Raw genomic sequence first — 26,093 nt, forward strand, 5'->3', positions numbered from 1 at the left:
TCCCTCGGCCCGGGTCCGTATCAGCGTATGCCTCAGCCCGCCGTCCGGACGGTGGGGGCCTCCTGGGGGAACAGACGCAGTCGGTGCGCCAGTGCCGCCGCCTCCCCCCGGCCCGAGACGTCCAGCTTGGCCAGGATGTTCGAGACATGGACGCTGGCGGTCTTCGGGGAGATGAAGAGTTCCTCGGCGATCTGGCGGTTGCTGCGGCCGGCGGCGACGAGGCGCAGGACGTCGCGCTCACGGCTGGTGAGGCCGAGGGCCTCGGCCGGGTCGGCGGGAGCCGGGGCCGAAGGCTCGGGGGCCCGGCCCAGGGCGAGGCGGGCCCGCTGGGCGAGGAGCGCGACGGCCTCGGCGAGCGGGCGGGCGCCGAGGTGGCCCGCTGCCGCGCCGGCCAGCCGCAGAAGCTCCGTGGCGCGGGCCCGGTCGTCCTCGTCGGCTCCCGCGATCAGCAGGGACTCGGCAAGTCGGTGACGGACACGGGCGAGGTCGTAGGGGCGCTCCAGCGGTTCGAAGGCGGTGACCGCCTCGGACCATTCGTGCGGGTCGGCCGTGCCCTCGGCGCGGCGGAGCTCGGCGCGTACCCACCGTTCATGGGCGAGCCAGACGGGTGCTCCGGTGGCCAGGGACTTGGCGGCCCTGCGCAGCCGCTCCAGGGTCCCGGCGCGGCCCGCTTCGGCGACGGGCAGTCCGCGGGCGTCGGCCTCCGCGGTGGCGGCGGCGAGCAGCAGCGGCCAGCCGTCGCGCTGGGTGCCGGGCGGGAAGCCCGCGTCGAGGGTGTCCTCCAGAGCGGCGCGGGCGTCGAGGAGGCGTCCCTCTCCGGCGGCGATGCCGATCGCGGTACGGACCAGGGGCAGCGAGTACTGCGGCATGGACTCGTGGGTGCCGAAGTGGGCGCGGGCGGCGGTGAGTTGACGTGCCGCTTCGGCGAGGTCGCCGCGGGCGAGCGCGAGATCCGCGAGGCGCATGGCACCGCTGCCGGACGGTTTGCCGCTGAGCCCGACACCCAGCGCGTTGCGCGCGGCTTCGACGGCCTCGTCCCACTGGCCGAGCGCGTGGAGCGACTCCGAGAGGTTGCCCCACACCCAGGCCTCGGTGTCCAACAGCCCGGATTTACGGGCGAGTTCGATGCCCTCGCGCAGGATCGTGATCGCTTCCCGGGAGCGGCCGACCGACTCCAGGTGGGACGGCAGGTTGACGTAGACACGCCCCGTGACGTGGGAGGCGCCGTGCCGGGGTACCCGTTCCTTGACCTCGTACATCTCCGCGATGCCCGTCTCCACGTCGCCCGCGTCGACCATGAGGCCGCCGAGCGTGAGCCGGGCGTTCAGCTCGATGTCCCGGGCGCCCACCATGCGCGCGTACTCCACGGCGCGCTCGGCGGCCGAGAGGGCGCCGGGGCCCGGTTCGTGCAGCATGCACCAGGCGGCGACCATGGAGAGCACCTCGGCGTGCACCTCCGACGGCGGCAGGCCGCGCACCAGGTCCTGGGCGGTGGCGAGCTCCGTCCAGCCGTCCCCGCGGGCCTGTGCCTGCACCAGGCGGGAGCGCTGGGTCCAGAACCAGGCGGCGCGCAGGGGGTCGTCCTCGTCCTCCAGGACGCGCAGCGCCCGCTTGGTGATCTTCAGGGCGCGCTCGCGCTCCCCGCACAGCCGGCCCGCGACGGCGGCCTCGGCCATCAGGTCGAGGTAGCGCAGGGGGGTTTTGGCCGGGTCGCAGCCACAGGGTGGGAAGACCTCCACGTAGTCGATGGGGCGCAGCTCGTCCCGTACGGCTTCGGGGGTGGCCTCCCACAGCTCCATCGCGCGCTCCAGGAGCCTGAGTTGCTCGGAGTGGGCGTGGCGGCGGCGGGCCGCGACGGACGCGTCGAGGACGGCGGGGAGGGCCTTGGCCGCGTCGTGCGCGTGGTACCAGTAACTGGCCAGGCGGGTGGCGCGCTCGTCGGCCGGGACGAGTGTGGGGTCGGCCTCCAGGGCTTCGGCGTAGCGGCGGTTGAAACGGGAGCGCTCACCGGGGAGCAGGTCGTCGCTGACTGCCTCGCGGACCAGGGAGTGGCGGAAGCGGTAGCCGTCGCCGCCGGGTGAGGCGTGCAGGATGTTGGCGCCGACGGCGGCGCGCAGCGCCTCGATGAGGTCGTCCTCGGCGAGCCGGGCGACGGCGGCCAGCAGCGGGTACTCGACGGTGGAGCCGCCCTCGGCGACGATCCGGGCGATGCGCTGGGCGCTCTCGGGGAGACCCTCGACGCGGACGAGGAGCAGGTCGCGCAGGGAGTCGGTGAGCCCGGTGCGGCAGCCCTGGTGGGCGGCGACGGCGAGTTCCTCGACGAAGAACGCGTTGCCGTCGGAGCGTTCGAAGATGTCGTCGACCTGGGCGGGGTCGGGTTCGTGGGCGAGGATGCCGGCGATCTGACGGCCGACCTCGGCGCGGCTGAAGCGGCCGAGTTCGATGCGGCGGACCGTACGGAGGCGGTCGAGTTCGGCCAGCAGGGGGCGCAGGGGGTGGCGGCGGTGGATGTCGTCGGCGCGGTAGGTGGCGATGACGACGAGGCGGCCGCTGCGCAGGGTGCGGAAGAGGTAGGCCAGCAGGTGGCGGGTGGAGGCGTCGGCCCAGTGCAGGTCTTCCAGGGCGACGACGACGGTGCGGTCGGCGGCGACGCGCTCCAGGAGGCGGGCGGTGAGCTCGAAGAGGCGGGCCATGCCCTCCTCGTCGGGCCGTCCGCCGCGGCCGGTCTCGCCCAGCTCGGGCAGCAGCCGGGCCAGCTCGTCCTCCTGTCCGGCGGCCGCGGCGGCGAGCTCGTCGGGAAGCAGCCGGCGCAGGGCGCGCAGGGCGGTGGAGAACGGTGCGAAGGGCAGTCCGTCGGCGCCGATCTCCACACAGCCGCCGCACACGAAGACGGCGCCCTCGCGGACGGCCACGGTGGCGAACTCCTCTAGCAGGCGGGTCTTCCCGACTCCGGCCTCACCGCCGAGAAGCAACGCCTGCGGCTCTCCCCCAGTGCTGGACGCCTGGGAGGTACCCCCGGTGACCGTACGGGCGAGCGCGTCTTGCAGGACGCCGAGTTCGTCGGTGCGACCGACGAACACCGGGCTGACGGACCTGGTTTCCACGGGCCCGAGCATCGCACAGGGGTCTGACAGTGCGGCACTGGTTATCGAGCGGGCGACCGCCACCCCGCTCGCTGGGAGGCGGCCGACCCCCGTACGGCCGCCCCCCGCCCCCGCGCTCATGCGGCGCGGGCGAACCGGTGCCGGCGGGGACGCGGGCTATGCGCCTGCCCCTCCGAGTCGTTCTGCCCGGACTCGCGCGCGGCGGCGCGGCGGGCGGCGCGACGGCCACGGAGGGCTTCCTGCGCCTGGCGGTGGTTCTGTGCCTCGCGGATCAGCTCGTTGGATCGCATCTGCTGGAGCTCGTACTCGAACATGTCGTGTCCCTCGTGAGGAGTGGGTTTCGTCATCGCTTTCCGCGATGCCTCAACCTTCGTCTCCCAGGGGGGTGCGTCACATCGGGAGAGTTCCGCATCTTGCGCACGCGAAGGGCCTTAGAGCGGCCGTAAGTGGCTTACGGCGGCCCTAAGGCCCCTCAGAGGTACGGAGATCCAGCCGGAGATCCGGCCGGGAATTCAGCCGGAGATCCAGCCGGGAATTCAGCCGGGGATTCAGCTGGTGGACGGCAGTCCGAGAATGATGTCGGAGTACTTGGCGACGGCGAGGACCAGGCCGATGACGCCGAGCGAGACACCCGCCCAGGCGACCGACTTGATCCAGGCGGCCTGCGGCTTGCCGGGGGCCCCGAAGGCGGGCCGGACCAGGACCACGACGCCGACGATCAGCGCGGCCAGCGCGAAGAGGCCGCCGACCAGCGCGGTGGTCGCCCACGCGTCGCCGTAGACCTCCTTGACCTGCTTGGCGACGCTCGCGGTCGAGGAGGTCCCCAGCTGGCCGACGAGGGTCTCGCGGGCGGCTGCCACGGTGGCGACCCAGCTGCCGGTGAGGGACACGACGCCAAGGCCGGCGGAGACGACGGCGGCGGCACCCTGGCCGACGCCGGGGGTGCCCTTCTCGGCCTCGGGGGCGTCCTCGCCCTCCAGGGCCTCGGCGTCGAGGTCGGCCTGGTCCTCGGCGTCCTCGGCTTCGGTGTCGCCGGTCTCCTCGACCTCGGCGTCCGGCGCCTCGTCGGTCTTGGTGACGTTCACGGTCTCCTCGTCGCTCTTTGCCTCGGTGCCGTTCGCGTCCACGGCTTCGTCAACTGTCTTGGTTCCCATGACCCGCACCGTACGGACGGAGTCTGAGAAGTCTCTTAATGATCGTTGTGAGCGACGACCAAGATCATCGTTGCTCACGCGCGCGTGCCGCCCGCCACTCGGGCGCGAGCACCGACCAGACCTCCATGTCGAGACGTACGCCCCGGTGGGGGTGGCTCTCCCGCAGCACCGCGTCCCGGGTCATCCCGAGCCGCCGGGCGCCGTTCACGCTCGGCACGTTCACCGAGGCGGCGATCCACTCCACACGGTGGATCCCGCGCTCCTCGACCGCCCAGTCGATGAGGATCCGCATCGCCCGGGTGACCAGACCGCGTCCGGTGCCGGCGGGTTCCAGCCAGCAGCCGACCTCGCAGTTGCCGTGCTCGGCGTCGAAATTCAGGAAGAGCACCCCGCCGACGAGCTTCCCCTCCAGCCACAGGCCGTGCAGGGACCCGGTGTCGGCGGCGCGCATGTCGGCGTATCGCTGGAGTGTCTCCCGCGCGGAGGGCACGTCCGTGGCCTTGGACCCGAAGGGGATGTACTGCCCGATGAACTCCCTCCCCCGGTCCAGGTGCGCGAGAAACTCCTCCGCCTGCCAGGGCTCCAGGGGCCGCAGTTCCGCGCCGTCGTCACCCAGGGATATCGCGTACATCCTGCTGCCGCTCCTTCTCCAGCTCGTCCTCCAGTACGTCCGCCACCTCGGCGTCCGTCGCAGCGGCCAGCCTCTCATGGGCGGCGCGGCACTCGGGCGGTTCGACGCTGATGCGCGGCAGCCGCCGGTCGAGCCAGCGGGGCAGCCACCAGTTGGCGCCGCCGAGCAGGTGCATGAGGGCGGGAACCAGGAGAGTGCGCAGGACGAAGGCGTCGAGAGCGACGGCGGAGGCGAGGGCGATGCCGAACATCGCGATGACGCGGTCGCCGCTGAGCACGAAGGCGAGGAAGACCGAGATCATGATGACGGCGGCGGAGTTGATCACCCGGCTGGTCTCGGCGAGCCCGACCCGGACGGCACGCCGGTTGTCGCCGGTCTCCAGCCACTCCTCGTACATCCGGCTGACCAGGAAGACCTGGTAGTCCATGGAGAGCCCGAAGAGGACCGACACCATGATCACGGGGAGGAAGGGCTCGATCGGACCCGCGCGGCCGAGACCCAGCAGCTCGCTCCCCCAGCCCCACTGGAAGATCGCGACGACCACCCCGAACGCGGCGGCCACGGCGGCGATGTTCATCACGGCGGCCTTCAGCGGAATGCCGAGCGAGCGGAAGGCGAGCAGGAGCAGCACACACCCGAGGCCGATCACGACGCCCACGAAGAGGGGCAGTTTGCCGACGATGACGGCGGCGAAGTCGTCGTAGCTCGCCGTCACGCCGCCGACGCGCGCGTCGAGCCCGGTGCCCGCCTCGACGCGCGGCAGCACCTCGGTGCGCAGCCGGTCCACGAGGTCGCTGGTCTGCTGGGACTGCGGCGCGGAGTGCGGGACGACGGTGAGGTACGCGGTGTCGCCCCCGGTGTCGTACGTCACCGGGGTCACCGAAGCGACCCCGGCGGTCGCCCGGAGCGTGCTGTCCAGGCTGTCGAGGGCGAGCCTGTCCTCGGCGCCGCCGACGTGGGTGACCAGGGTCAGCGGCCCGTTCACGCCCGGCCCGAAGCCGTCGGCGAGGAGGTCGTACGCCTGCCGGGTCGTCGTCGACCTCGGGTTGTTGCCCTGGTCGGAGGTGCCGAGATGGAGGGAGAGCGTGGGCAGGGCGAGCAGCGCCATGACGGCCACGGCGACCGCGCCGAGCAGCTTGGGGTGGCGCTCCACGAACACCGACCAGCGGGCGGCGAGTCCGGTGGGAAGCTCCGGCTGGGGCCCGTGCTCGTACAGCCTGCGCCGCTCGCGCCGACTGAGGGCGCGCGGGCCGATGAAGGACAGGAGGGCGGGCAGCAGGGTCACGGAGGCCGCGACGGTGAGGACCACGGTCGAGGAGGCCGCGATCGCGACACCGCCCAGGAAGCTGAGCCGCAGGATGAGCATGCCGAGCAGGGCGATGCAGACGGTGGCGCCCGCGAAGACGACCGCGCGGCCGGTGGTGGCGACGGCGTTGCGGGCCGCCTCGGCCACCGGAAGCCCGCGTTTGAGCCCGCGCCGGTGCCGGGTCACGATGAACAGCGCGTAGTCGATGCCGACGCCGAGGCCTATCAGCGTGCCGAGCATGGGCGCGAAGTCGGCGACGGTCATCGCGTGCCCCAGGAGCACGATCGAGGCGTACGCCGTCCCGACGCCGACCAGGGCGGTGGCGATGGGCAGCAGGGAGGCGGCGAGCGAGCCGAAGGCGAGGAAGAGCACCACGGCGGCCACGACCACGCCGACGACCTCGGCGAGGTGCCCGCCGGAGGACTCCGTGAGCCCGATGGCGCTGCCGCCCAACTCCACCTGGAGCCCGTCGGTCTCGGCGGCCTTGGCGGCGTCGACAACGGCCTGCGCCTCGCTCTTGGAGATGTCGTCGGCCTGGCCGTCGAAGGTGACGGTGGCGTACGCCGTACGTCCGTCGCCGCTGATCCGGCCCGTGCCCTGCCCTTCGTAGGGGCTGACGACGGAGGCCACGCCGGGCAGGGCGGCGATCTCGTCGAGGGCGCGGGTCATGGTCTGTTCGACGGCGGCGGAGCGGACGGTGCCGGGGGTGGTCCGCCAGACGACGGTGTCGCTGTCGCCGCCGAGACCGGGGAAGCCCTGCTGCAGGAGCCGGTCGGCGCGGCCCGATTCGGTGCCCGGGGCCTCGTAGTTGTTCGAGTACGCGGAGCCCGTGACGGCCGCGGCGGCGCTCACCCCGCCGAGGGCGAGGAGCCACAGCAGAACGGTGACGAGGCGGTGCCGTACACACCAGCGTGCAAGGGCTGCCAACGGACAAGCTCCCTGAGTGATTTATGGATCTTTACCGGGAGTTGCCCGCAAAGAACGCATGACGAATACGTCATCACTCTTGCAGCCAGAAGCGATCGTTCTTCTCATTCGTGGGTCTGCTCACGAGAGTGCGAGTTAGTTCACACGACAATCCGATGAACTCTGTCGCACCAAGGGGCCCCGGGCACGCCTGGGGGGATGCATCGGAGCCGATGCATCCCCCCAGGTGGGTACTTGACGGGTACTCAGCCCTCGCTGACGCCCAGCTTCTCCAGGATGAGTTCCTTGACGCGGGCCGCGTCGGCCTGGCCACGGGTGGCCTTCATGACCGCGCCCACCAGGGCGCCGACCGCGGCCACCTTGCCGCCGCGGATCTTGTCCGCGACGCCCGGGTTGCCGGCGATGGCCTCGTCGACGGCGGCGGTCAGCGCACCCTCGTCCGAGACGACCTTCAGACCGCGCTTGTCGACGACCTCGTCCGGGGTTCCCTCGCCCGCGAGCACGCCCTCGATGACCTGGCGGGCGAGCTTGTCGTTCAGATCTCCGGAGGCGACGAGCTGCGCCACCCGGGCGACCTGCGCCGGGGTGATGGGCAGGTCCTCCAGGGCCTTGCCCGACTCGTTTGCGCTGCGCGCCAGTTCACCCATCCACCACTTACGGGCGGACGCCGCGTCCGCACCGGCCTCGATCGTGGCGACGATCGGGTCGATGGCACCGGCGTTCAGGATCGACTGCATGTCGTGCGCCGAGACACCCCACTCCTCACGGAGGCGGTTGCGACGCGCGAGCGGCTGCTCGGGCAGGCCCCCGCGCAGCTCCTCGACCCACTCGCGGGACGGGGCGACGGGGACGAGGTCGGGCTCCGGGAAGTACCGGTAGTCCTCGGCCTCCTCCTTCACGCGGCCCGAGGTCGTGGACCCGGTGTCCTCGTGGAAGTGGCGGGTCTCCTGGATGATCGTGCCGCCGCTGTCCAGAACCGCGGCGTGCCGCTGGATCTCGAAGCGGGCTGCACGCTCCACGGAGCGCAGCGAGTTGACGTTCTTCGTCTCGGAGCGCGTGCCGAACTTCTCGCGGCCGTGCGGGCGCAGCGACAGGTTCACGTCGCAGCGCATCTGGCCCTGCTCCATGCGGGCCTCCGAGACGCCGAGCGCCTTGATGAGCTCGCGCAGCTCGGCGACGTACGCCTTGGCGACCTCGGGAGCGCGCTCGCCCGCACCCTCGATCGGCTTGGTGACGATCTCGATGAGGGGGATGCCCGCGCGGTTGTAGTCGAGCAGCGAGTGCGAGGCGCCGTGGATTCGGCCGGTGGCGCCGCCGACGTGCAGCGACTTGCCGGTGTCCTCCTCCATGTGGGCGCGCTCGATCTCCACGCGGAAGACCTCGCCGTCCTCCAGCTGTACGTCGAGGTAGCCGTTGAAGGCGATCGGCTCGTCGTACTGGGAGGTCTGGAAGTTCTTCGGCATGTCCGGATAGAAGTAGTTCTTCCGGGCGAAGCGGCACCACTCGGCGATCTCGCAGTGCAGCGCGAGGCCGATCTTGATGGCGGACTCGACGCCGGTCGCGTTGACGACGGGCAGCGAGCCGGGCATGCCGAGGCAGGTCGGGCAGGTCTGCGAGTTGGGCGCGGCGCCCAGCTCGGTGGAACACCCGCAGAACATCTTGGTCTTGGTGCCGAGCTCGACATGGACTTCGAGGCCCATGACGGGGTCGTACGTCGCGAGAGCGTCCTCGTACGACACCAGCTCGTCGGTCGTGGTGGTCACGGTGAAAACTTCCCTCTCAGCCCAGCAGGACGTCGTCGTCGCCCAGGCGCCTGAGCTCCCGGTAGAGGATGGCGAGGCCGGTGACGATGGCGGCGGCGGACACCGCCGCGTCGATGAGTCGCAGCGTGTCGTGCTCCGTGCGGGCCTTCTTGGCCTGCTTGGCGACGCCGACGGCACCGAACGCGGTGGTCGCGATGGACAGGTACGTGCCGGACTTGGACTTCTTGAAGCCCTTGGCCTTTGTCAGAGCCTTACTCACAGCGACGGAGCCTCCTCGAGCAGCGGGTGCCCCCACTTTTCCACGAAGGCGGCCTCGACTGCGGCGCCGACCTTGTAAAGCCTGTCGTCCTTCATCGCGGGGGCGATGATCTGCAGACCGACCGGGAGGTTGTCCTCCGGGGCCAGACCGCAGGGCAGCGACATGGCGGCGTTGCCCGCCAGGTTGGTCGGGATGGTGCACAGGTCCGCGAGGTACATCGCCATCGGGTCGTCGGCGCGCTCGCCGATCGGGAAGGCGGTGGTCGGCGTCGTCGGCGAGACGATGACGTCGACCTTCTCGAACGACTTCTCGAAGTCGCGCGTGATGAGCGTACGGACCTTCTGGGCGCTGCCGTAGTACGCGTCGTAGTAGCCGGAGCTGAGCGCGTACGTGCCGAGCATGATGCGGCGCTTGACCTCGGGGCCGAAGCCCGCCTCACGGGTGAGGGAGGTGACCTCCTCGGCCGACTTCGTGCCGTCGTCGCCGACCCTGAGGCCGTAGCGCATGGCGTCGAAGCGGGCGAGGTTGCTCGAACACTCGGACGGGGCGATCAGGTAGTACGCCGCCAGCGCCAGGTCGAAGGACGGGCAGTCCAGCTCGACGATCTCGGCGCCGAGCTCCCCCAGCAGGGCGACGGCCTCGTCGAAGCGCTGCACGACACCGGCCTGGTAGCCCTCGCCGCGGAACTGCTTGACGACACCGACGCGCATGCCGGCGACCGAGCCGTTGCGGGCCGCCTCGACGACCGGCGGGACCGGGGCGTCGATGGAGGTGGAGTCGAGCGGGTCGTGGCCCGCGATGACCTCGTGCAGCAGCGCGGCGTCCAGGACCGTACGGGCGCAGGGGCCGCCCTGGTCGAGGGAGGACGAGAACGCGACCATGCCGTAGCGCGACACCCCGCCGTACGTCGGCTTGACGCCGACCGTGCCGGTGACGGCGGCGGGCTGGCGGATGGAGCCGCCCGTGTCCGTGCCGATGGCGAGGGGCGCCTCGAACGAGGCGAGCGCGGCGCTCGACCCGCCGCCGGAGCCGCCGGGGATACGGGTGAGGTCCCAGGGGTTGCCGGTGGGGCCGTACGCGCTGTTCTCGGTGGAGGACCCCATGGCGAACTCGTCCATGTTGGTCTTGCCGAGGATGACTACGTCGGCGGCCTTCAGCCTCGCGGTCACCGTCGCGTCGTACGGCGGGATCCAGCCCTCGAGGATCTTCGAACCGACGGTCGTCGGGATGCCCTCGGTCGTGAAGATGTCCTTGAGCGCGAGCGGCACACCGGCCAGCGGGCCGAGCTTCTCGCCCCGCTCCCGCTTCGCGTCGACGGCGCGGGCCTGCGCGAGAGCGCCCTCGCGGTCGACGTGCAGGAAGGCGTGCACCTTCTCGTCGACGGCCTCGATCCGGGCCAGGTGGGCCTCGGTGACCGCGACGGCCGTGAGTTCGCCCGCGGCGATCTTCGCGGCGATCTCGGCCGCCGTCAGCTTGATGATGTTGACGTTGGTGTCCGTCATGGTGATTAGTCCTCCCCCAGGATCTGCGGCACCTTGAAACGCTGCTGCTCCTGGGCCGGGGCGCCGGAGAGCGCCTGCTCGGGGGTGAGCGACGGACGGACCTCGTCCGCGCGCATGACGTTCGTCAGCGGCAGCGGGTGAGAGGTCGGCGGTACGTCTTGGTCGGCGACCTCGCTGACGCGGGCGACCGCGCCGATGATGTCGTCGAGCTGGCCGGCGAAGTGGTCGAGCTCTTCGGCCTTCAGCTCCAGACGCGCCAGCCGTGCGAGGTGGGCGACCTCCTCGCGCGTGATGCCAGGCATGCAGCGATCCTCTGGGTGAGAGTGTGTGGTTTGGCCCAATCCTATGGGTCCGAGGCCGATGCCTGCGCCCGGGTTTGCCTCAGGCCCCTTTCCCACCCGCACCACCCGTGACGGTTCGTGTACGAGGTGGAAGTCGCCGGTGGGGGTTCCTCGCCGTCGGCGCCGACCCGTCCGGGGACCGACACCACCGTCCAGAACCTGCGGACCACCCGTGGCTGGGCGCGCAGTTCCCCGCGTCCCTGTCGGGGCCCCTGTCGGGGCCGCGTCCCCCGCCGTGATGAAGCTGCGGACCACCCATGGCTGGGCGCGCAGTTCCCCGCGTCCCTGTCGGGGCCCCTGTCGGGGCCGCGCCCCCCGCCGTGATGGAGCTGCGGACCGCCCGTGGCTGGGCGCGCAGTTCCCCGCGTCCCTGTCGGGGCCGCGTCCCCCGCCGTGATGGAGCTGCGGGCCGCCCGTGGCTGATGGCGCGGTTCTCCTTGCCCCTGGCGGGGTGCGGACGCCGACGGCGAACAGGCTGCACGGGGGGAGGTCCCCCAGTCGGGTGGCCGTCACGGGTGGTACGCGGGTGGGAGCACCCGGCGGGAGCCCCACGAACCGGCACCCGACAACGAACCGCCGGAACTACTCCGCCGCCGGCAGCGCGGCACGCGGCCGCTGCCAGCCGCGCGACCCCCGCGCCAGCAGCCACGCCGTCGCCTCCTCCGGAGGCATCGCCGCCGCGACCAGCCACCCCTGCACCGCGTCACACCCGAGATCCCGCAACCGCTCCCACGTCTCGTCGTCCTCGACACCCTCCGCCACGACGAGCAGCCCCAGCGAATGCGCGAGATCGACGGTGCAGCGCACGATCTCCGCGTCCTCGTTGTCCACGGCGAGCCGCGCGACGAAGGACCGGTCGATCTTCAGCTCGCTCACCGGCAGCCGCCGCAGATGCACCAGCGAGGAGTACCCCGTACCGAAGTCGTCCAGCGACATCTTCACGCCGTGCCCGGTCAGCCCGGCCAGCGTGTCCGCGGCCCGCTGCGGGTCCTCCAGGAGCACATGCTCCGTTATCTCCAGCTGCAACGCCCCCGCGGGGACCCCGTGCCGGGCGAGCCGCGCGGCGACCGAGCCCGCGAAACCGGGGGTGTGGACGTCCCGCGGGGACACGTTCACCGCGACCGGTACGTGCAGTCCCTGTGCCCGCCAGCGCGCGACCTGGGCCAGCGCGGTCTCCAGCACGTACTCGGTGAGGTGCGGCATCAGCCCGGACGACTCGGCGATCGCGATGAACTCGTCCGGCGGCACCTTCCCCCGCTCGGGATGCACCCAGCGGACCAGCGCCTCGAGCCCGGCCACCTGTCCGTCGAAGCGGACCTTGGGCTGGTAGTGCAGTTCGACATCACCGGCGTCCAGCGCCCGGCGCAGATCCCCCAGCAGACCGAGCCGGTCCGGCGTGTTCGAGTCCCGCTTGGACTCGTACACCTCCACCCCCGTACGGTCCCGCTTGGCCTGGTACATCGCCACGTCCGCCCGCCGCAGCAGCCCCTCCGCGTCCAGCGCGTGGTCGGGAAAGACGGCCAGCCCGGCGCTGGCCTCCAGGACGAGGGTGAGTCCGTCGAGGTCGAGCGGCGAGCCGAGGGCGGCGACGAGATTGCGGGCGACCCGCGTGGCCGACGTGGTGGAGTCGGCGACGGGCAGTAACACGGCGAACTCGTCCCCGCCGAGCCGCGCGGCCTCCGCCCCGCGCGGCAGCGCCAGCCGCAGCCGGTCGGCTATCTGAAGGAGCAGTCGGTCACCGGCGAGGTGCCCCAACGTGTCATTCACGGAACGGAAGCGGTCGAGGTCGATCAGCATCAGGGCGGAGCGCGCACCGATGCGCTCGGCATCGTCCAGAGCCGTCCAGGTCCGTTCGAGCAGCCACTGACGGTTGGGCAGCCCGGTCAGCGGATCGCGCAGTTGCTCCTCGGCCCGGACGCGGGCGATCCACAGGGTGGAGTCAAGTGCGATGAGGGGGATCGAGAACAGCGGCAGCAGCATCGGCTGGGCGACCGCGACCACGCAGATCAGCGGCGCGATACCGAGCAGCGCGACGGCGACCAGGCCCTGCCTGACCAGCGCCGTGCGGGTGGCGGTCGGCAGTCCGCCGGTGCCCGGCGCGTGCAGGTACCAGAGCAGGACGCGGGTGACCGCGAGATAGGCGGTCGCGACCAGCACCACCTCGGGTGCGGCGTAGAAGTTCCAGCTCTCCGGATTCCAGGGTGCCTCCACGGACGGCACCCGCCCGAACATGGCGAGGACCAGCGCTCCGGCGCCGATGCCGAGGATGTCGACCGCGCCGTGCAACACCCCCTGGCGCCAGCGGCCTCGGCGGACGGCGCCGACCAGCACGACGACGGTCAGGCTGACCATCCCGGCGGCCACCCAGCCGTACAGCAGCAGCACCGCGAGGGTGAGCGCGGCGCCGGAGCCCGTGCCGCCCCACCAGCGGGCGCGGCCGAGGGCGACCAGATGGCCGACGATGATGCCGGTCAGTACGGCCAGCGACCAGCCGACCGCGCCGGACGGGAAGAGGGCGTGGTGGCCGCTGAACGCCCGGTAGAAGCCGCCGCCGAGGACGAACGCGGCCATCCCGACGACCGCGGCGGGCAGCGTGGGCAAGGAGATGTGCCGTTCGGGATCGTGACCGGACAGGCCGCCGCCACGCCCGGCGGTGAGCCTGCCGACACCCGGGGCCGGAGCCGTTACGGTGAGGGGTGGTGCGGAGCCCTGCCCGCCCGTGCCGCGGCGCTCCGACGAACGCCCCGTCCGGAGGCCGGCCATCCACGCGCCGGTCATCCGGCGCAGGCGCAGCCGTGAGTCCGGGGCGGCGCTCTCGGTCGGTTCCATTCCCGTCCCTCTCACAGCCGGCGGTGCCCACGCCACGCGGTCCGTTGCCGGCGACAACTGCCAACGGCACCGCGTCTGAAAACCCTTCCCCAGACTCTTGCGGAGCAGGGGATGCCCCAACCGCAGCTGGGCACGGCAGGCGCACACCTCAACAGTAGGCCGCAGAAGGCTTCTACGGGCAGCGGTCGACGACGGTTGCCCGAATGCGTCCCGGCCACCCGTATGCATCTGATATGCGCCGAACGGGTGGTCTTCAACCGCTACTCCCCGGTCGGGAGGGCGACTTCCGCGGCGGCCTCCGGTCCCTGTTCGAGCAGGACGGCGAAGCCCTCCTCGTTCAGAACCGGCACCTTCAGCTGCATCGCTTTGTCGTACTTAGATCCTGGATTGTCGCCCACGACCACGAAAGACGTCTTCTTCGAGACCGAACCGGTCACCTTCGCTCCCCGGCTCTGAAGGGCCTCCTTCGCGCCGTCCCGCGTGTGGTGTTCGAGCGTGCCGGTGACGACGACGGTGAGTCCTTCGAGCGGCCTCGGGCCCTCGTCCTCGCCGGAACCCTCGTCCTCCAACCGGACGCCGGCGGCCTTCCATTTGCGGATGATCTCGCGGTGCCAGTCCTCCGTGAACCACTGCTTGACCGAGGTCGCGATGATCTCGCCGACCCCGTCGACCGCGGCGAGTTCCTCCTCGGTGGCCTGCTCGACGCGGTCGATGGAACGGAACTCGCGGGCCAGCGCCTCGGCGGCCACCGGGCCGACGTGCCTGATGGAGAGTCCGTTGATGAAGCGGGCGAGCGGGCGGCTCTTCGCCTCGGCGATGTTGTCGAGCAGAGCGAGCGTGTTCTTCTTCGGCTCGCCCTTCTGGTTGGCGAAGACCGTGACGACCTTCTCCTCACCGGTCTTGGGATCCCGCTTGGGCAGGCCGCTGTCCTGGTCGAGGACGTACGCCTTGATCGGGAGCAGCTGCTCGACCGTGAGGTCGAAGAGGTCGCCCTCGTCGACGAGCGGTGGGGCGGCGGGCTCCAGCGGACGGGTCAGCGCCGCCGCGGCCACATTGCCGAAGTGCTCGATGTCGAGGCACTCCCGGCCCGCGAGGTAGGAGACGCGCTCTCTCAACTGGGCCGGGCAAGTACGGCCGTTGGGGCAGCGCAGGTCGATGTCGCCTTCCTTCATGGCGCGCAGCGGCGTCCCGCACTCGGGGCACTCGGCCGGCATCACGAACTCCCGCTCGGTGCCGTCGCGGAGATCCACCACTGGCCCGAGGATCTCCGGGATGACGTCACCGGCCTTACGCAGCACGACCGTGTCCCCGATGAGGACGCCCTTGGCCTTCACGACCTCCTGGTTGTGCAGAGTCGCGAACTCGACCTCCGAGCCCGCGACGGTGACCGGCTCGACCTGCGCGTACGGAGTGACGCGCCCCGTTCGGCCGACGCCGACCTTGATGTCGACCAGCTTGGTGTTGACCTCTTCCGGCGCGTACTTCCAGGCGATGGCCCAGCGTGGAGCGCGGGCCGTGGAACCGAGACGGCCCTGGAGACGGATCTCGTCGAGCTTGACGACGACCCCGTCGATCTCGTGCTCCACGGAGTGCCGGTTCTCGCCGTAGTACGCGATGAACTCCCGTACGCCGTCGAGGTCGTCGACCACCTTCGCGTACCGCGTGGTCGGCAGGCCCCAGGAGTGCAGCAGTGTGTACGCCTCGGAGAGGCGGGTGAGGCCCTCGAAGCCCTCCAGGGCGCCGATTCCGTGGACCACCATGTGCAGGGGGCGGCTCGCGGTGACGCGGGGGTCCTTCTGGCGCAGCGAACCCGCCGCCGCGTTGCGCGGGTTGGCGAAGGGCTTGTCGCCGGCCTCCACCAGGCGGGCGTTGAGCTCCTCGAACTTCTCCATCGGGAAGTAGACCTCGCCGCGGATCTCCACCAGGTCCGGGACGTGGTCGCCCTTGAGGCGGTCCGGAATCTCCGCGATCGTGCGCACATTGGGCGTGATGTCCTCGCCCGAGCGGCCGTCGCCGCGGGTCGCCGCGCGGGTGAGACGGCCGTGCTCGTAGGTCAGGTTGACCGCGAGGCCGTCGACCTTCAGCTCGCACAGGAAGTGGTGGTCCGAGGTGCCCACGTCCTTGGCGACGCGCTCGGCCCAGGCCGCGAGCTCCAGGTCGCTGAAGGCGTTGTCCAGCGAGAGCATGCGCGAGCGGTGCTGGACGGAGGTGAACTCGGTCGCGTACGCGCCCGCGACCTTCTGGGTCGGGGAGTCGGGGGTGCGCAGCTCGGGATACCGCTCCTCCAGGGCCTCCAGCGAGCGCAGCAGCTGGTCGAACTCCGCGTCGCTGACGACCGGCTGGTCCTTCACGTAGTACCGGAAGCGGTGCTCCTCGATCTGCTCAGCGAGCTGCGCGTGCTGCTCCCGTGCCTCGGTGGGCAGGGAATTGGGCTGTGCGTCCTTGTCGCCGGCCACCGTGTTGTCCTCCCGTTACTCTGGGTTGTCCGCGAGGGATCTCGCCGCCCGGGCGCAGTGGGCGAGTGCCCGGCGCGCGTACTCCGGGGAAGCACCCGCGAGTCCGCACGTCGGAGTGACCGTGACCGCCTCCGCGAGAAGACCCGGATGCAGCCCCAGCCTGCGCCACAGCGTCCTGACACCCATGACGCTACCGGCAGGGTCTGACAATGGTCCGTCCGTGCCCGGCACGACACCGGCGAACAGCCGGGTGCCGCCCTCCACCGCTTCGCCGATGACATCGTCGTCACGCTCGGTGAGCAGTGAGAAGTCGAACGAGATGGCCGCGGCCCCCGCCCTGCGCAGGAGCGCGAACGGTACGTCGGGTGCGCACGAGTGCACCACGACCGGGCCGTCGGTGTGCACCCCGACGACGTCCCGCAGTGTCGACTCCACCCGTTGCCGGTCGACGGCGCGGTGGGTGCGGTAGCCGCTGGCGGACTTCACCTGGCCACGCAGCACCGCGATGAGCGAGGGCTCGTCGAGCTGCAGCACGATCTGGGCGCCGGGCACCCGGCGCCGTACCTCGTCGAGGTGCGTGCGCAGCCCCTCGGCGAGCGATCCGGCGAGGTCCCGGCAGGCGCCGAGGTCGGAGAGCGCCGCCTCGCCACCCCGCAGCTCCAGTGCGGCGGCCAGCGTCCAGGGGCCCACGGCCTGCACCTTGAGCGGCCCCTCGTAGCCCTGGGTGAACTCCTCCAGCGCGTCGAGGTCTTCGCCGAGCCAGGACCTGGCCCGCTTGGTGTCGCGCCCCGGCCGGTCCCCGATCCGCCAGCCGCTGGGCTCTACGCGCGCGTAGAGCTCGACCAGCATCCCGGCGGTCCGTCCGATCATGTCCGCGCCGGGTCCCCGGGCGGGCAGCTCGGGCAGGAACGGGAAGTCCTCGAAGGACCCGGTCACGGTCTTGGCGGCCTCGCGGGCGTCGCCGCCGGGCATGGAGCCGACCCCGGTGGCGGGGCCCCAGGTGAAACTCATCGTCCCGGCCGCACGGTCAGGTCGTTGACCTCCGCGTCGCGCGGCAGGTCGACGGCCATCAGGATCGTCGTCGCGACGGACTCCGGGTCGATCCACTTCGAGGCGTCGTACTCCTTGCCCTCCTGCTGGTGGACCTTCGCCTGCATGGGGCTCGCCGTCCGGCCGGGGTAGACCGAGGTCACCCGGACGCCGCCCGCGTGCTCCTCGTGGCGCAGGGAGTCGGCGAGGGCCTTCAGGCCGTGCTTGGAGGCGGCGTACGCGGACCAGTCGGCGTGCGCGGCGAGGCCGGCGCCGGAGTTGACGAACACGACGTGGCCCTGGGCGACGCGGAGTTGCGGCAGGAAGTGGCGGGTCAGCTCGGCGGGGGCGATCAGGTTGACGTTGAGCTGGTGACGCCAGGACTTGGGGGTCAGCTCCCCGACGGGGCCGAGGTCGACCACGCCCGCGATGTGCAGGAGCGAGTCGACGCGCTCGGGCAGGGACTGGTGGGAGAACGCCCAGGAGAGCTTGTCCGGGTCCGCCAGGTCGCCGACCAGGGTCCGGGCCCCGGGGAACTCGGCCGCCAGTTCCTTCGCGCGGCCCGCGTCACGCGCGTGGAGCACGAGATCGTCCCCGCGCGCGTGCAGACGGCGGGCGACGGCCGCGCCGATACCGGAGCCCGCCCCGGTGATCACATGTGTAGCCATGGACGCCATGCTCGCATCACCGGGTGCCCACGCTCTCCTCCAGGTAGGCCAGCGCCCCTACCGGCTCCTCGGCGAAGAACACCAGGTCGGTGAGCGGGCACGGCAGGAAGCCCTCGGCGTCCATGCGGCGGAACTGCTCCTTCAGGCCGTCGTAGAAGCCCGCCGTGTTGAGCAGGACGACCGGCTTCTCGGTCTTCCCGTGCTTTTTCAGCTCCAGGATCTCGGTCGCCTCGTCGAGGGTCCCGGTGCCGCCTACCATGATCACGACGGCGTCGGCCTTGGCCAGGAGCAGCGCCTTGCGCTCGGCGAGGTCCCGGGCGAACACCATCTCGTCGGCACCCGCCCGCGCCGTGGCCGCCAGGAAGTCCACGGAGACCCCCAGCAGCCGTCCGCCCGCCTCCTGCACCCCGTCGGCGACCACCTTCATCAGCCCGACGTCGGAACCGCCCCACACCAGCGAGTGGCCGCCCTTGCCGAGGAGTTCGGCGAACTCCCGTGCGGGTCGGGTGTAGCGGTCGTCGAGGTCGGCGGCGGAGAGGAAGACGCAGATATTCATGTGCCTACGGTACGAGGGAAGAACCCGGGTCCCACGCGCGCTGTACGGGTATGGCCAATGGACACACGATCACGATCGAACAGGGCACGGAGCGGGTACGCGTCGTGCACGGCGACCAGGTGCTGGCGGAGAGCGACCGGCCCCTGGTGCTGCGCGAGACCGGCTGTCCCGTGCGCTACTACCTACCGGCCGAGGACGTCCGCCTGGACCTGCTGACGACCTCCGACACCCACACGCACTGCCCCTTCAAGGGCGACGCGTCCTACTGGTCCCTGCCCGACGCCCCCGACCTCGTCTGGTCCTACCCCGACCCCAAGCCGGACGTCGCCCGGATCAAGGACCACTTCTGTTTCTACGAAGTCGAAGTGGCGTAACGCACCCTTCGAGGTGGCCCGCGAGGTCGAGCCCCGAGTGGCTGGGCGAGGCCGCGCGGACCGTCGCGGACACGGCACCCCAGGGGACGTACCGCGTCCTGGACGGCCTCGCCCCGCTCCTGACGGAGTTCTTCGGCGAGGCCGGTCAGACCCGGAAAGGCCCTAGACGCTCGCCGTCGCGCGGGTGGTCGTCGCGATCGTCGCCGAACCGACCACGCGCGTGCCGTCGTACAGGACGATCGCCTGGCCGGGGGCGACGCCGCGGACCGGCTCGGTGAACGTGACCTCGAGTTCGCCGTCGACCAGTTCGGCAGCGACCTCCGTCTCGCCTCCGTGGGCGCGGAGCTGGGCGGTGTAGGTGCCCGGGCCGGTGGGGGCGGCGCCGCACCAGCGGGGCTTGATGGCGGTCAGCCCACTGACATCGAGGGATGCCGCCGGACCCACCGTCACCGTGTTGTTCACCGGCGAGATGTCCAGGACATAGCGCGGCTTGCCGTCCGCGGCCGGGGTGCCGATGCGCAGCCCCTTGCGCTGCCCGATCGTGAAGCCGAACGCGCCCTCGTGGGAGCCGATGACCGACCCGGACTCGTCGACGATGTCGCCCTCCGCCTTGCCCAGGCGGTTCGCCAGGAAGCCCTGGGTGTCGCCGTCGGCGATGAAACAGATGTCGTGCGAGTCGGGCTTCTTGGCGACGGCCAGGCCCCGCAGCTCCGCCTCCGCGCGGATCTCGTCCTTCGTCGTCACCGTGTCACCCAGCGGGAACAGCGCGTGGGCGAGCTGGCGGTCGTCGAGGACACCGAGGACGTACGACTGGTCCTTGGCCATGTCCGAGGCGCGGTGCAGCTCGCGCGTGCCGTCCTCGTTCACGATCACCTTGGCGTAGTGGCCCGTGCAGACCGCGTCGAAGCCGAGCGCGAGCGCCTTGTCGAGCAGGGCGGCGAACTTGATCTTCTCGTTGCAGCGCAGACACGGGTTGGGGGTGCGCCCGGCCTCGTACTCGGCGATGAAGTCCTCGACCACGTCCTCGCGGAAGCGCTCGGCGAGGTCCCACACGTAGAACGGGATGCCGATGACGTCCGCGGCGCGGCGGGCGTCGCGCGAGTCCTCGATGGTGCAACAGCCTCGCGCGCCCGTGCGGAACGATTGCGGGTTGGCGGAGAGCGCGAGATGCACGCCCGTCACGTCGTGACCGGCTTCCGCCGCGCGGGCGGCGGCGACGGCGGAGTCCACGCCGCCGGACATGGCGGCGAGGACGCGGAGGGGGCGGGGGCGCTGCGAGGTCTCAGTCATAGCCCCTCCAGAGTACGGGGCCGCGGGAACCGAAGCCCGCGGGTATCCGTTGATGATCGCAACGGGGACCGCCGGAGGACGGGCGGGCACGAAGGACGGGGCGGACGCGATGAGTGAGGCCGCGGAGAACACGGAGAACACAGGCAACACGGAGACCACCGAGGCCACAGGGACCGTGGGAACCAGAGGGGCCGCGGTCGGCACAGGGACCACGGGAACCACGAGGGCTGTGGGCACCACGGGGATCACCGGAGCCGGAGAATCCACCGGGAGCAGCGGGAGCGGCGGGGGCGGCGTGGGCACGAACAAGACCAAGGGGCGTGCCGGCCGGGACCGCGACCGGCGGATCGGACGGCGGACGCTGCTGATCGGTGGCGCCGCGGCCGCCGTGGGCACGGCGGTGCTCGCACGCGGTGAGCTCGGCCACCTGTGGTGGCGGCTGCCCGGCGTCGAGAAGCCCCGGGTGGCGGGTGCCGTCGACTTCCGGGGTGCGCAGTGGGTGGCCGCCTCGTCGGCGAACTGGCGGCGGGCGGACCGGCCCGACGACTACGGGATAGACCGGGTCGTCATCCACGTCACCCAGGGCAGCTACCGAAGCGCCGTGAAGGTCTTCCAGGACCCGGCACACGGCGCGGCCGCGCACTACATCGTGCGCGAGGACGGGCACATCACCCAAATGATCCGCGAGCTGGACGTGGCGTTCCACGCGGGCAACCGGGGGTACAACGAGCGGAGCGTCGGCATAGAGCACGAGGGCTTCGTCGAGCGCGCCTCGTCGTTCACGGACGCCATGTACGCGGCCTCGGCGCGGCTGACGGCGGCGGTCTGCGGGCGGTACGGCATCCCCGTCGACCGTACGCACATCATCGGACACGTCGAGGTGCCGGGCACGGACCACACCGACCCCGGGCGGTACTGGGACTGGGACCGGTACATACGACTCGTACGACAGGCCCGCACCGCGGCGCAGCCGACACGCACAGCCGGGGCGTAGCTGCCAGAGAGCGCTTTCGATGCGCGCTCACAGACAGCGGTACGCAGGGCTCAAGTCACCTAATCGTGATGCTGTGAGGCACTCGCGGGACGCGCCTGTCCATTGCGTCCCGTGCTGCCGATGTGACCAGCGACACGTCAACTCTCCTTCTTTCGAGGGGAGTTGATCCTGACTTTTAGTCATCGGATTTCACAGCGAAGACGGCGTTCTCCTAAGTCGACCCAAGTCTTCACACAGCCCTCAGGTCGAGAGTCCACCGCCATGACGCACACCACACAGCCCGCCTCCGGCGCGGGCAAGGACAAGGGCCAGTCCAAGACCAAGGGCAAGGGCATGCACCGCCGCAAATTCCTCGGTGGGATGGCAGGGGCGGGCATCGCGGCGGTGACCGCCGGCGGCACGGCCATCGCCTTACTGACGAACGCGACACAGAACAAGGCGCACGCCGCGGGCACCACGCTGACCATCCCCGACCTCCTGGAGGGGACCACCACGGACGGCACCACGACGTTCACCCTGGAGGCGAAGACCGGCACCAGCGAGGTGCTCAGCGGAGTGACCAGCACGACCGCGGGCTACAACCAGTCGTTCCTCGGCCCCACCATGAAGTGGACCTCCGGCGACACCGTCCTGCTGAACATCACCAACAGCCTCACCGAGGACACCACCGTCCACTTCCACGGCGCACACGTCCCGCCCAGCATGGACGGCGGCCCGCAGAACGCCTTCGCCGCGGGGAAGACCTGGTCGCCCACCTTCACGGTCAAGGACGAGGCGAAGACGCTCTGGTACCACCCGCACGCCCTGGGCACCACGGCGGAGCAGGCCACCCACGGCCTCGCGGGCATGATCATCGTCGAGGACGACTCGGACGCGTCCGCGGCCCTGCCCAGCACCTACGGCACCGACGACATCCCGATCATCCTGCAGTGTCTGGCCACCGACAGCGCCGGAGACATCAAGTACAACCTGACCGGCTACCTCAGCAACGGTCTCAGCTTCCCGCTGCTGTGCAACGGCACGAACGTCGACGACACCACGCTCTCCTTCACCGCCACCAAGAAGCGCACCCGCTTCCGGCTGCTCAACGCCTCGCCGTCCGACATCATCACCGTCCAGCGCAGCGACGGCGCGACGCTCACCCAGATCGCCACCGACCAGGGCTATCTGACGGAGGCCACCGAGGTGGCGTCGATCCGGCTGGTGGCGGGCGCGCGGGCCGAGTTCGTCATGGAGCTCAGCGACGCGGTCACCCTGGAGGCCGTCGTGACGACGGGCTGGGTGCGCGGCGGCAGTGGGACGTACGAGTTCCTGACCGTCACCCCGGACACCTCGGACACCCCGGAGACCCTGCCGACCCTCAACACCATCACCCGTTACGACACCAGCGACTTCACCGCCCGGACGATCACGCTCGGCCAGAGCGGCACAACGATGACGATCAACGGCTCCGCCGGGACGAGCATGTCCTCGATGGCGATGATCAGCACCACCCTGGGCGCCGAGGAGGTGTGGACGGTCAAGAACAGCACGCAGCTTGAACACTCGTTCCATCTGCATGATGTGCCGTTCCAGCTGATCTCCATCAACGGGGAGGATCCGACGGGCGTCCAACTGGGCTGGTACGACACGTTCGAGGTGGTCGGCGGGGGCACGATCAAGATCGCGATGAAGTTCACCGACTTCTCGGACGACACCTACATGTACATGCTCCACTGCCATCTGCTGCAGCACGAGGACGAGGGCATGATGGCCTCCCTCATGGTGACGGACAGCTAGCGCCTGTCCGGCCCTGCGGGCGGGCGCCGGCGTGTCAGGTCAGACCTGCCGTCCGTGCCCGCTCCACCGCCGGGCCGATCGCCTTGGCCACCGCCTCGACGTCCGCCTCCGTGGAGGTGTGGCCGAGGGAGAAGCGCAGAGTGCCGCGGGCCAGGTCGGGGTCGGTGCCGGTGGCCAGCAGGACATGGCTGGGCTGGGCGACCCCCGCCGTGCACGCGGAGCCCGTGGAGCACTCGATGCCCTGGGCGTCCAGCAGGAGCAGCAGGGAGTCGCCCTCGCAGCCCGGGAACGTGAAGTGCGCGTTGGCGGGCAGCCGGCCCCCGGCCGCGGGGTCGCCGCCGAGGATCGCGTCGGGCACGGCGGCGCGTACCACGTCGACCAGGTCGTCGCGCAGGGCGCCGATCTCGCGGGCGAACCACTCGCGCTGCTCGGCGGCGAGCCGCCCGGCGACCGCGAACGAGGCGATGGCGGGTACGTCGAGGGTGCCGGAGCGCACATGCCGCTCCTGGCCACCGCCGTGCAGCACGGGTACGGGGGTGTACTCGCGGCCCAGCAGCAGAGCGCCGATGCCGTACGGGCCGCCGATCTTGTGGCCGGAGACGGTCATCGCGGCGAGACCGGACGCGGTGAAGTCGACGGGCACCTGGCCGAAGGCCTGGACCGCGTCGGCGTGCAGCGGGATCCCGAACTCGGCCGTGACGTCGGCCAGTTCGCGGACCGCCATCACCGTGCCGATCTCGTTGTTGGCCCACATGACGGTGACGAGGGCGACGTCGTCGGGGTTTCGGGCGATGGCCTCGCGCAGGGCGTCCGGGTGGACGCGGCCGTAGGAGTCGACGGGCAGGTACTCGACGGTGGCGCCCTCGTGTTCGCCGAGCCAGTGGACGGCGTCGAGGACGGCGTGGTGTTCGACCGGGCTCGCGAGGACCCGGGTGCGGGCCGGGTCGGCGTCGCGGCGGGCCCAGTACAGGCCCTTCACGGCGAGGTTGTCGGCCTCGGTGCCGCCGGAGGTGAAGACGACCTCGCTGGGGCGGGCGCCGAGGGCCTCCGCCAGGGTTTCGCGGGCTTCCTCGACCGTCCGCCGGGCGCGGCGGCCGGCGGCGTGCAGGGAGGAGGCGTTGCCCGTGACGCTCAGCTGGGCGGTCAGCGCCTCTACCGCCTCGGGGAGCATCGGTGTGGTCGCGGCGTGGTCGAGGTAAGCCATGATGGGCCCGATTCTACGGGCCGTCCGTCCACGGCCTCGGCCCCCGTCGGGGTAGCCGCCTGTCCGCCCCTCGTTCCGCGCTGGATCGAACGCCTCGTTCGGCGGCGGCTCAGAAGTTCCAGGACACCGTGCTGTCGAACTGCATGAAGGCCACCAGCACCAGCAGATCGGCGATGCCGAGGCCCAGGCCGAGGAAGGCGCGGCCACGGCGGGCGGTGCCGCGCCAGAGGGCGACGGAGGCCAGGGCGATGGCGATCGGGCCCAGGAAGACGTTCAGGACCAGCAGGCCGAGGAGGCCGAGGATGAAGGAGGCGACGGCCATGCCGTCGGCGTCCTTGGTGCCGGTCCCGCGGGTGGGCGCGTTGGCCGCGGGCGCGGTGGGCGCGGGCGCGGTGGTGAGGTGGGTTCGCTCGGTGAGTTCCATGACGTGAGTCAGCTCCCAACAATCAGTTGGTGGAGGGGTGGCGCCGGCGGGCGTTGCGCTCGCGGACCGCGAAGACGGCCAGCCAGACGCCGATGACGGCCGCGGCGACGAGGGTGACGGGCAGCGGGGCGTGGGCTACGGAGCCCATCACGACACCCAGCAGCAGCAGGACGGCGACGAGGAACAGCATGAGGTGCCTCTCGACAGTGAACCCCGATTGTTTCGGGGACTTGACGACTCAGTGAACGGTTGTAGTAACACTTGTTCACTGACTCCAGAGTCTATCGCGTCGCCCGGCTTTTCAATTACAGAGAACAGTTGTTAACTGCATGGTATGAGTCACACTCTCGGCATCCGGCAGGCCCAGAAGCAGAAGACCCGTCAGGCGCTCCTGGACGCGGCGTTGGAACTGCTGGAGGAGCAGAGCCTGAGCAGCCTGGGTCTGCGCGAGGTCACGCGCGCCGTCGGAGTCGCGCCGACCGCCTTCTACCGGCACTTCCGCTCGACGGAGGACCTCGGCGTGGCGCTGGTCGAGGAGGCGCTCGGCAGTCTGCACCCGATGATCGGGGACACGGTCTCCGCGGCCGGCGACAGCGCCGGACGCATCGAGCGCGCGGTCGACCTGATCGCCCACCATGTCGACTCCCATCCCGCGCACGTCCGTTTCATCGCGCGCGAGCGGCACGGCGGCGTCCAGCGGGTGCGGCAGGCGATCAGGGAGCAACTGGAGCGGTTCGCCGAGGAGGTGATGGTCGAGCTGGCCAAGCACCCCGAGTCGGAGGGGTGGAGCGACGACGATCTGCTGATGCTCGCGGGACTGTACGTCGACCAGATGCTGATGACGGCCTCGCTCTATCTGGAGGCGCTGGAGGCGTCCGAGGAGGAGCGGGAGCGGGTGGCCCGTGTCGCGACCCGCCAGATGCGGCTGATCGCCATCGGCCGCCGCAACTGGCTGGGGTGACGCACCCGTCCCCAAAGGGCGGGGTGACGACACCCGTTCACCAAAGGGCGAGGTGACGCACCCGAGTATCGAGTACGTCACCCCTGAGAGAACCGGGACGGGCTCAGCCCTGTGCCGCCTGCCCGCCGGGCTGCCCGCTCGGCTGCCCGCCACCGCCCGGGCCGCCGCCGCAGCCCTGACCGCCGCCCTGGCCACCGCCCGGACCGCCGGACGGCATGCCCGAGGGACCGCCGGAGGGCATCTTGCCGGTGGGCATGTTCGACGGCGTCCCGGAGGGCGAGCCCGTGGGCATCCCGGAGCGCCCGCCGCTCGGCATGCCCGACGGGCCTCCGCTCGGCATGCCGGAGGGCCGCTGACAGTTCTGGCTCGAGTTGCCGCTGTTCGAGGACGACGAGTCGCCCGAGCCGCAGGCCGCCAGCAACGGCGAGAGCGCCAGCAGGGCGACGGCGGGGACGAGTCGGGCACGACGGTTCATGAGGTAACTCCCAGTCAAGTCACGTGGACCGGTTTATGAAGGCCGGATGAGCGCGGGATGAGCGGTG

23 protein-coding genes are annotated in these 26,093 nt (G+C 71.2%); 4 read left to right on the forward strand and 19 right to left on the reverse strand.

Annotation, left to right across the window (positions count from 1 at the left end):
• Window positions 1-32: 32 nt before the first annotated feature.
• The 14 genes from ACFVWD_RS06970 to ACFVWD_RS07035 all read right to left on the reverse strand — a co-directional run bounded on the left by ACFVWD_RS06970 (window position 33) and on the right by ACFVWD_RS07035 (window position 18,525).
• Window positions 33-3,116, reverse strand: coding sequence for an AAA family ATPase (locus tag ACFVWD_RS06970; RefSeq protein WP_389594314.1), 3,084 nt, complete (start codon window positions 3,114-3,116; stop codon window positions 33-35).
• Window positions 3,117-3,220: 104 nt separating this feature from the next.
• Entirely contained in the window at window positions 3,221-3,418 is a 198-nt protein-coding gene (locus ACFVWD_RS06975; RefSeq protein WP_382184036.1) for a hypothetical protein, read from the reverse strand.
• A gap of 234 nt (window positions 3,419-3,652) precedes the next feature.
• On the reverse strand, window positions 3,653-4,258 hold the full coding sequence (locus tag ACFVWD_RS06980; protein ID WP_389594315.1) for a hypothetical protein: 606 nt from the start codon (window positions 4,256-4,258) through the stop codon (window positions 3,653-3,655).
• 64 nt (window positions 4,259-4,322) lie between these two features.
• Window positions 4,323-4,889 (reverse strand): GNAT family N-acetyltransferase, encoded by a 567-nt coding sequence (locus ACFVWD_RS06985; protein WP_389594316.1) that lies wholly within the window; start codon window positions 4,887-4,889, stop codon window positions 4,323-4,325.
• Window positions 4,867-7,122: an MMPL family transporter gene (locus ACFVWD_RS06990; protein WP_389594317.1), complete on the reverse strand. Its 2,256-nt coding sequence runs from the start codon at window positions 7,120-7,122 to the stop codon at window positions 4,867-4,869. The genes ACFVWD_RS06985 and ACFVWD_RS06990 overlap by 23 nt, the downstream gene beginning before the upstream one ends.
• A gap of 245 nt (window positions 7,123-7,367) precedes the next feature.
• Window positions 7,368-8,885, reverse strand: a complete 1,518-nt coding sequence (gene gatB, locus ACFVWD_RS06995) for an Asp-tRNA(Asn)/Glu-tRNA(Gln) amidotransferase subunit GatB (protein WP_389594318.1) — start codon at window positions 8,883-8,885, stop codon at window positions 7,368-7,370.
• A 16-nt stretch (window positions 8,886-8,901) separates the two neighbouring features.
• Window positions 8,902-9,144, reverse strand: a complete 243-nt coding sequence (locus tag ACFVWD_RS07000) for a hypothetical protein (RefSeq protein ID WP_101400827.1) — start codon at window positions 9,142-9,144, stop codon at window positions 8,902-8,904.
• The gene (gene gatA / locus ACFVWD_RS07005; protein ID WP_389594319.1) at window positions 9,141-10,646 is read right to left on the reverse strand and encodes an Asp-tRNA(Asn)/Glu-tRNA(Gln) amidotransferase subunit GatA; all 1,506 of its coding nucleotides are present in this window, start codon (window positions 10,644-10,646) and stop codon (window positions 9,141-9,143) included. Before gatA ends, ACFVWD_RS07000 begins: the two co-directional genes overlap by 4 nt.
• A gap of 5 nt (window positions 10,647-10,651) precedes the next feature.
• Window positions 10,652-10,948, reverse strand: coding sequence for an Asp-tRNA(Asn)/Glu-tRNA(Gln) amidotransferase subunit GatC (gene gatC, locus ACFVWD_RS07010; protein ID WP_010984178.1), 297 nt, complete (start codon window positions 10,946-10,948; stop codon window positions 10,652-10,654).
• Window positions 10,949-11,569: 621 nt separating this feature from the next.
• Complete coding sequence (locus tag ACFVWD_RS07015; RefSeq protein ID WP_389594320.1) at window positions 11,570-13,816, reverse strand: putative bifunctional diguanylate cyclase/phosphodiesterase; 2,247 nt, start codon at window positions 13,814-13,816, stop codon at window positions 11,570-11,572.
• A 260-nt stretch (window positions 13,817-14,076) separates the two neighbouring features.
• Window positions 14,077-16,272, reverse strand: coding sequence for an NAD-dependent DNA ligase LigA (gene ligA / locus ACFVWD_RS07020; RefSeq protein WP_389594321.1), 2,196 nt, complete (start codon window positions 16,270-16,272; stop codon window positions 14,077-14,079).
• A 15-nt stretch (window positions 16,273-16,287) separates the two neighbouring features.
• Window positions 16,288-17,283 (reverse strand): methionine synthase, encoded by a 996-nt coding sequence (locus ACFVWD_RS07025; protein WP_389594322.1) that lies wholly within the window; start codon window positions 17,281-17,283, stop codon window positions 16,288-16,290.
• Window positions 17,280-17,978 (reverse strand): SDR family oxidoreductase, encoded by a 699-nt coding sequence (locus ACFVWD_RS07030; protein ID WP_101400822.1) that lies wholly within the window; start codon window positions 17,976-17,978, stop codon window positions 17,280-17,282. The genes ACFVWD_RS07025 and ACFVWD_RS07030 overlap by 4 nt, the downstream gene beginning before the upstream one ends.
• 7 nt (window positions 17,979-17,985) lie before the next feature.
• Entirely contained in the window at window positions 17,986-18,525 is a 540-nt protein-coding gene (locus ACFVWD_RS07035; protein ID WP_389594323.1) for a TIGR00730 family Rossman fold protein, read from the reverse strand.
• Window positions 18,526-18,575: 50 nt separating this feature from the next.
• Here ACFVWD_RS07035 and ACFVWD_RS07040 point away from each other — a divergent pair, with 50 nt between their 5' ends.
• The gene (locus ACFVWD_RS07040; RefSeq protein WP_060901251.1) at window positions 18,576-18,899 is read left to right on the forward strand and encodes a DUF427 domain-containing protein; all 324 of its coding nucleotides are present in this window, start codon (window positions 18,576-18,578) and stop codon (window positions 18,897-18,899) included.
• 162 nt (window positions 18,900-19,061) lie between these two features.
• Here the strand turns inward: ACFVWD_RS07040 and mnmA are convergent, their stop codons facing one another.
• On the reverse strand, window positions 19,062-20,189 hold the full coding sequence (mnmA, locus tag ACFVWD_RS07045; RefSeq protein WP_351703264.1) for a tRNA 2-thiouridine(34) synthase MnmA: 1,128 nt from the start codon (window positions 20,187-20,189) through the stop codon (window positions 19,062-19,064).
• 295 nt (window positions 20,190-20,484) lie between these two features.
• Between mnmA and ACFVWD_RS07050 the strand changes: the two genes are divergently transcribed.
• Both ACFVWD_RS07050 and ACFVWD_RS07055 read left to right on the forward strand, forming a co-directional pair.
• Window positions 20,485-21,183 carry an N-acetylmuramoyl-L-alanine amidase gene (locus ACFVWD_RS07050; protein ID WP_389594372.1) on the forward strand — a complete coding sequence of 233 codons (699 nt, stop codon included), beginning with the start codon at window positions 20,485-20,487 and terminating at the stop codon, window positions 21,181-21,183.
• A 261-nt stretch (window positions 21,184-21,444) separates the two neighbouring features.
• Window positions 21,445-22,962 (forward strand): multicopper oxidase family protein, encoded by a 1,518-nt coding sequence (locus ACFVWD_RS07055; protein ID WP_389594324.1) that lies wholly within the window; start codon window positions 21,445-21,447, stop codon window positions 22,960-22,962.
• Between the two features lie 34 nt (window positions 22,963-22,996).
• Here ACFVWD_RS07055 and ACFVWD_RS07060 read toward each other — a convergent pair whose 3' ends face one another.
• From ACFVWD_RS07060 to ACFVWD_RS07070, 3 genes are all read right to left on the reverse strand, one after another.
• Window positions 22,997-24,166 carry a cysteine desulfurase family protein gene (locus ACFVWD_RS07060; protein ID WP_384919256.1) on the reverse strand — a complete coding sequence of 390 codons (1,170 nt, stop codon included), beginning with the start codon at window positions 24,164-24,166 and terminating at the stop codon, window positions 22,997-22,999.
• A gap of 109 nt (window positions 24,167-24,275) precedes the next feature.
• Window positions 24,276-24,590 (reverse strand): DUF4190 domain-containing protein, encoded by a 315-nt coding sequence (locus ACFVWD_RS07065; protein ID WP_389594325.1) that lies wholly within the window; start codon window positions 24,588-24,590, stop codon window positions 24,276-24,278.
• Window positions 24,591-24,612: 22 nt separating this feature from the next.
• A complete protein-coding gene (locus tag ACFVWD_RS07070; RefSeq protein WP_389594326.1) occupies window positions 24,613-24,780 on the reverse strand; it encodes a hypothetical protein in 168 nt (55 codons plus the stop codon).
• Between the two features lie 144 nt (window positions 24,781-24,924).
• On the opposite strand from ACFVWD_RS07070, the gene ACFVWD_RS07075 reads away from it, so the two are divergent.
• A complete protein-coding gene (locus ACFVWD_RS07075; RefSeq protein ID WP_389594327.1) occupies window positions 24,925-25,551 on the forward strand; it encodes a TetR family transcriptional regulator in 627 nt (208 codons plus the stop codon).
• 103 nt (window positions 25,552-25,654) lie between these two features.
• On the opposite strand, the gene ACFVWD_RS07080 is transcribed toward ACFVWD_RS07075, so the two are convergent.
• Window positions 25,655-26,026 (reverse strand): hypothetical protein, encoded by a 372-nt coding sequence (locus tag ACFVWD_RS07080; protein WP_389594328.1) that lies wholly within the window; start codon window positions 26,024-26,026, stop codon window positions 25,655-25,657.
• Window positions 26,027-26,093 lie beyond the last annotated feature (67 nt).

The sequence above is a fragment of the Streptomyces sp. NPDC058086 genome (genome assembly GCF_042885015.1).
GTDB lineage: Bacteria > Actinomycetota > Actinomycetes > Streptomycetales > Streptomycetaceae > Streptomyces.

Coding starts and splice junctions, on each gene's coding strand:
- ACFVWD_RS06970 (WP_389594314.1), bottom strand. CDS start 3,116: ATGCTCGGGCCCGTGGAAACCAGGTCCGTCAGCCCGGTGTTCGTCGGT.
- ACFVWD_RS06975 (WP_382184036.1), bottom strand. CDS start 3,418: ATGTTCGAGTACGAGCTCCAGCAGATGCGATCCAACGAGCTGATCCGC.
- ACFVWD_RS06980 (WP_389594315.1), bottom strand. CDS start 4,258: ATGGGAACCAAGACAGTTGACGAAGCCGTGGACGCGAACGGCACCGAG.
- ACFVWD_RS06985 (WP_389594316.1), bottom strand. CDS start 4,889: ATGTACGCGATATCCCTGGGTGACGACGGCGCGGAACTGCGGCCCCTG.
- gatA (WP_389594319.1), bottom strand. CDS start 10,646: ATGACGGACACCAACGTCAACATCATCAAGCTGACGGCGGCCGAGATC.
- gatC (WP_010984178.1), bottom strand. CDS start 10,948: ATGCCTGGCATCACGCGCGAGGAGGTCGCCCACCTCGCACGGCTGGCG.
- ACFVWD_RS07015 (WP_389594320.1), bottom strand. CDS start 13,816: ATGGAACCGACCGAGAGCGCCGCCCCGGACTCACGGCTGCGCCTGCGC.
- ACFVWD_RS07025 (WP_389594322.1), bottom strand. CDS start 17,283: ATGAGTTTCACCTGGGGCCCCGCCACCGGGGTCGGCTCCATGCCCGGC.
- ACFVWD_RS07030 (WP_101400822.1), bottom strand. CDS start 17,978: ATGGCGTCCATGGCTACACATGTGATCACCGGGGCGGGCTCCGGTATC.
- ACFVWD_RS07035 (WP_389594323.1), bottom strand. CDS start 18,525: ATGAATATCTGCGTCTTCCTCTCCGCCGCCGACCTCGACGACCGCTAC.
- ACFVWD_RS07040 (WP_060901251.1), top strand. CDS start 18,576: ATGGCCAATGGACACACGATCACGATCGAACAGGGCACGGAGCGGGTA.
- mnmA (WP_351703264.1), bottom strand. CDS start 20,189: ATGACTGAGACCTCGCAGCGCCCCCGCCCCCTCCGCGTCCTCGCCGCC.
- ACFVWD_RS07055 (WP_389594324.1), top strand. CDS start 21,445: ATGACGCACACCACACAGCCCGCCTCCGGCGCGGGCAAGGACAAGGGC.
- ACFVWD_RS07060 (WP_384919256.1), bottom strand. CDS start 24,166: ATGGCTTACCTCGACCACGCCGCGACCACACCGATGCTCCCCGAGGCG.
- ACFVWD_RS07065 (WP_389594325.1), bottom strand. CDS start 24,590: ATGGAACTCACCGAGCGAACCCACCTCACCACCGCGCCCGCGCCCACC.
- ACFVWD_RS07070 (WP_389594326.1), bottom strand. CDS start 24,780: ATGCTGTTCCTCGTCGCCGTCCTGCTGCTGCTGGGTGTCGTGATGGGC.
- ACFVWD_RS07075 (WP_389594327.1), top strand. CDS start 24,925: ATGAGTCACACTCTCGGCATCCGGCAGGCCCAGAAGCAGAAGACCCGT.
- ACFVWD_RS07080 (WP_389594328.1), bottom strand. CDS start 26,026: ATGAACCGTCGTGCCCGACTCGTCCCCGCCGTCGCCCTGCTGGCGCTC.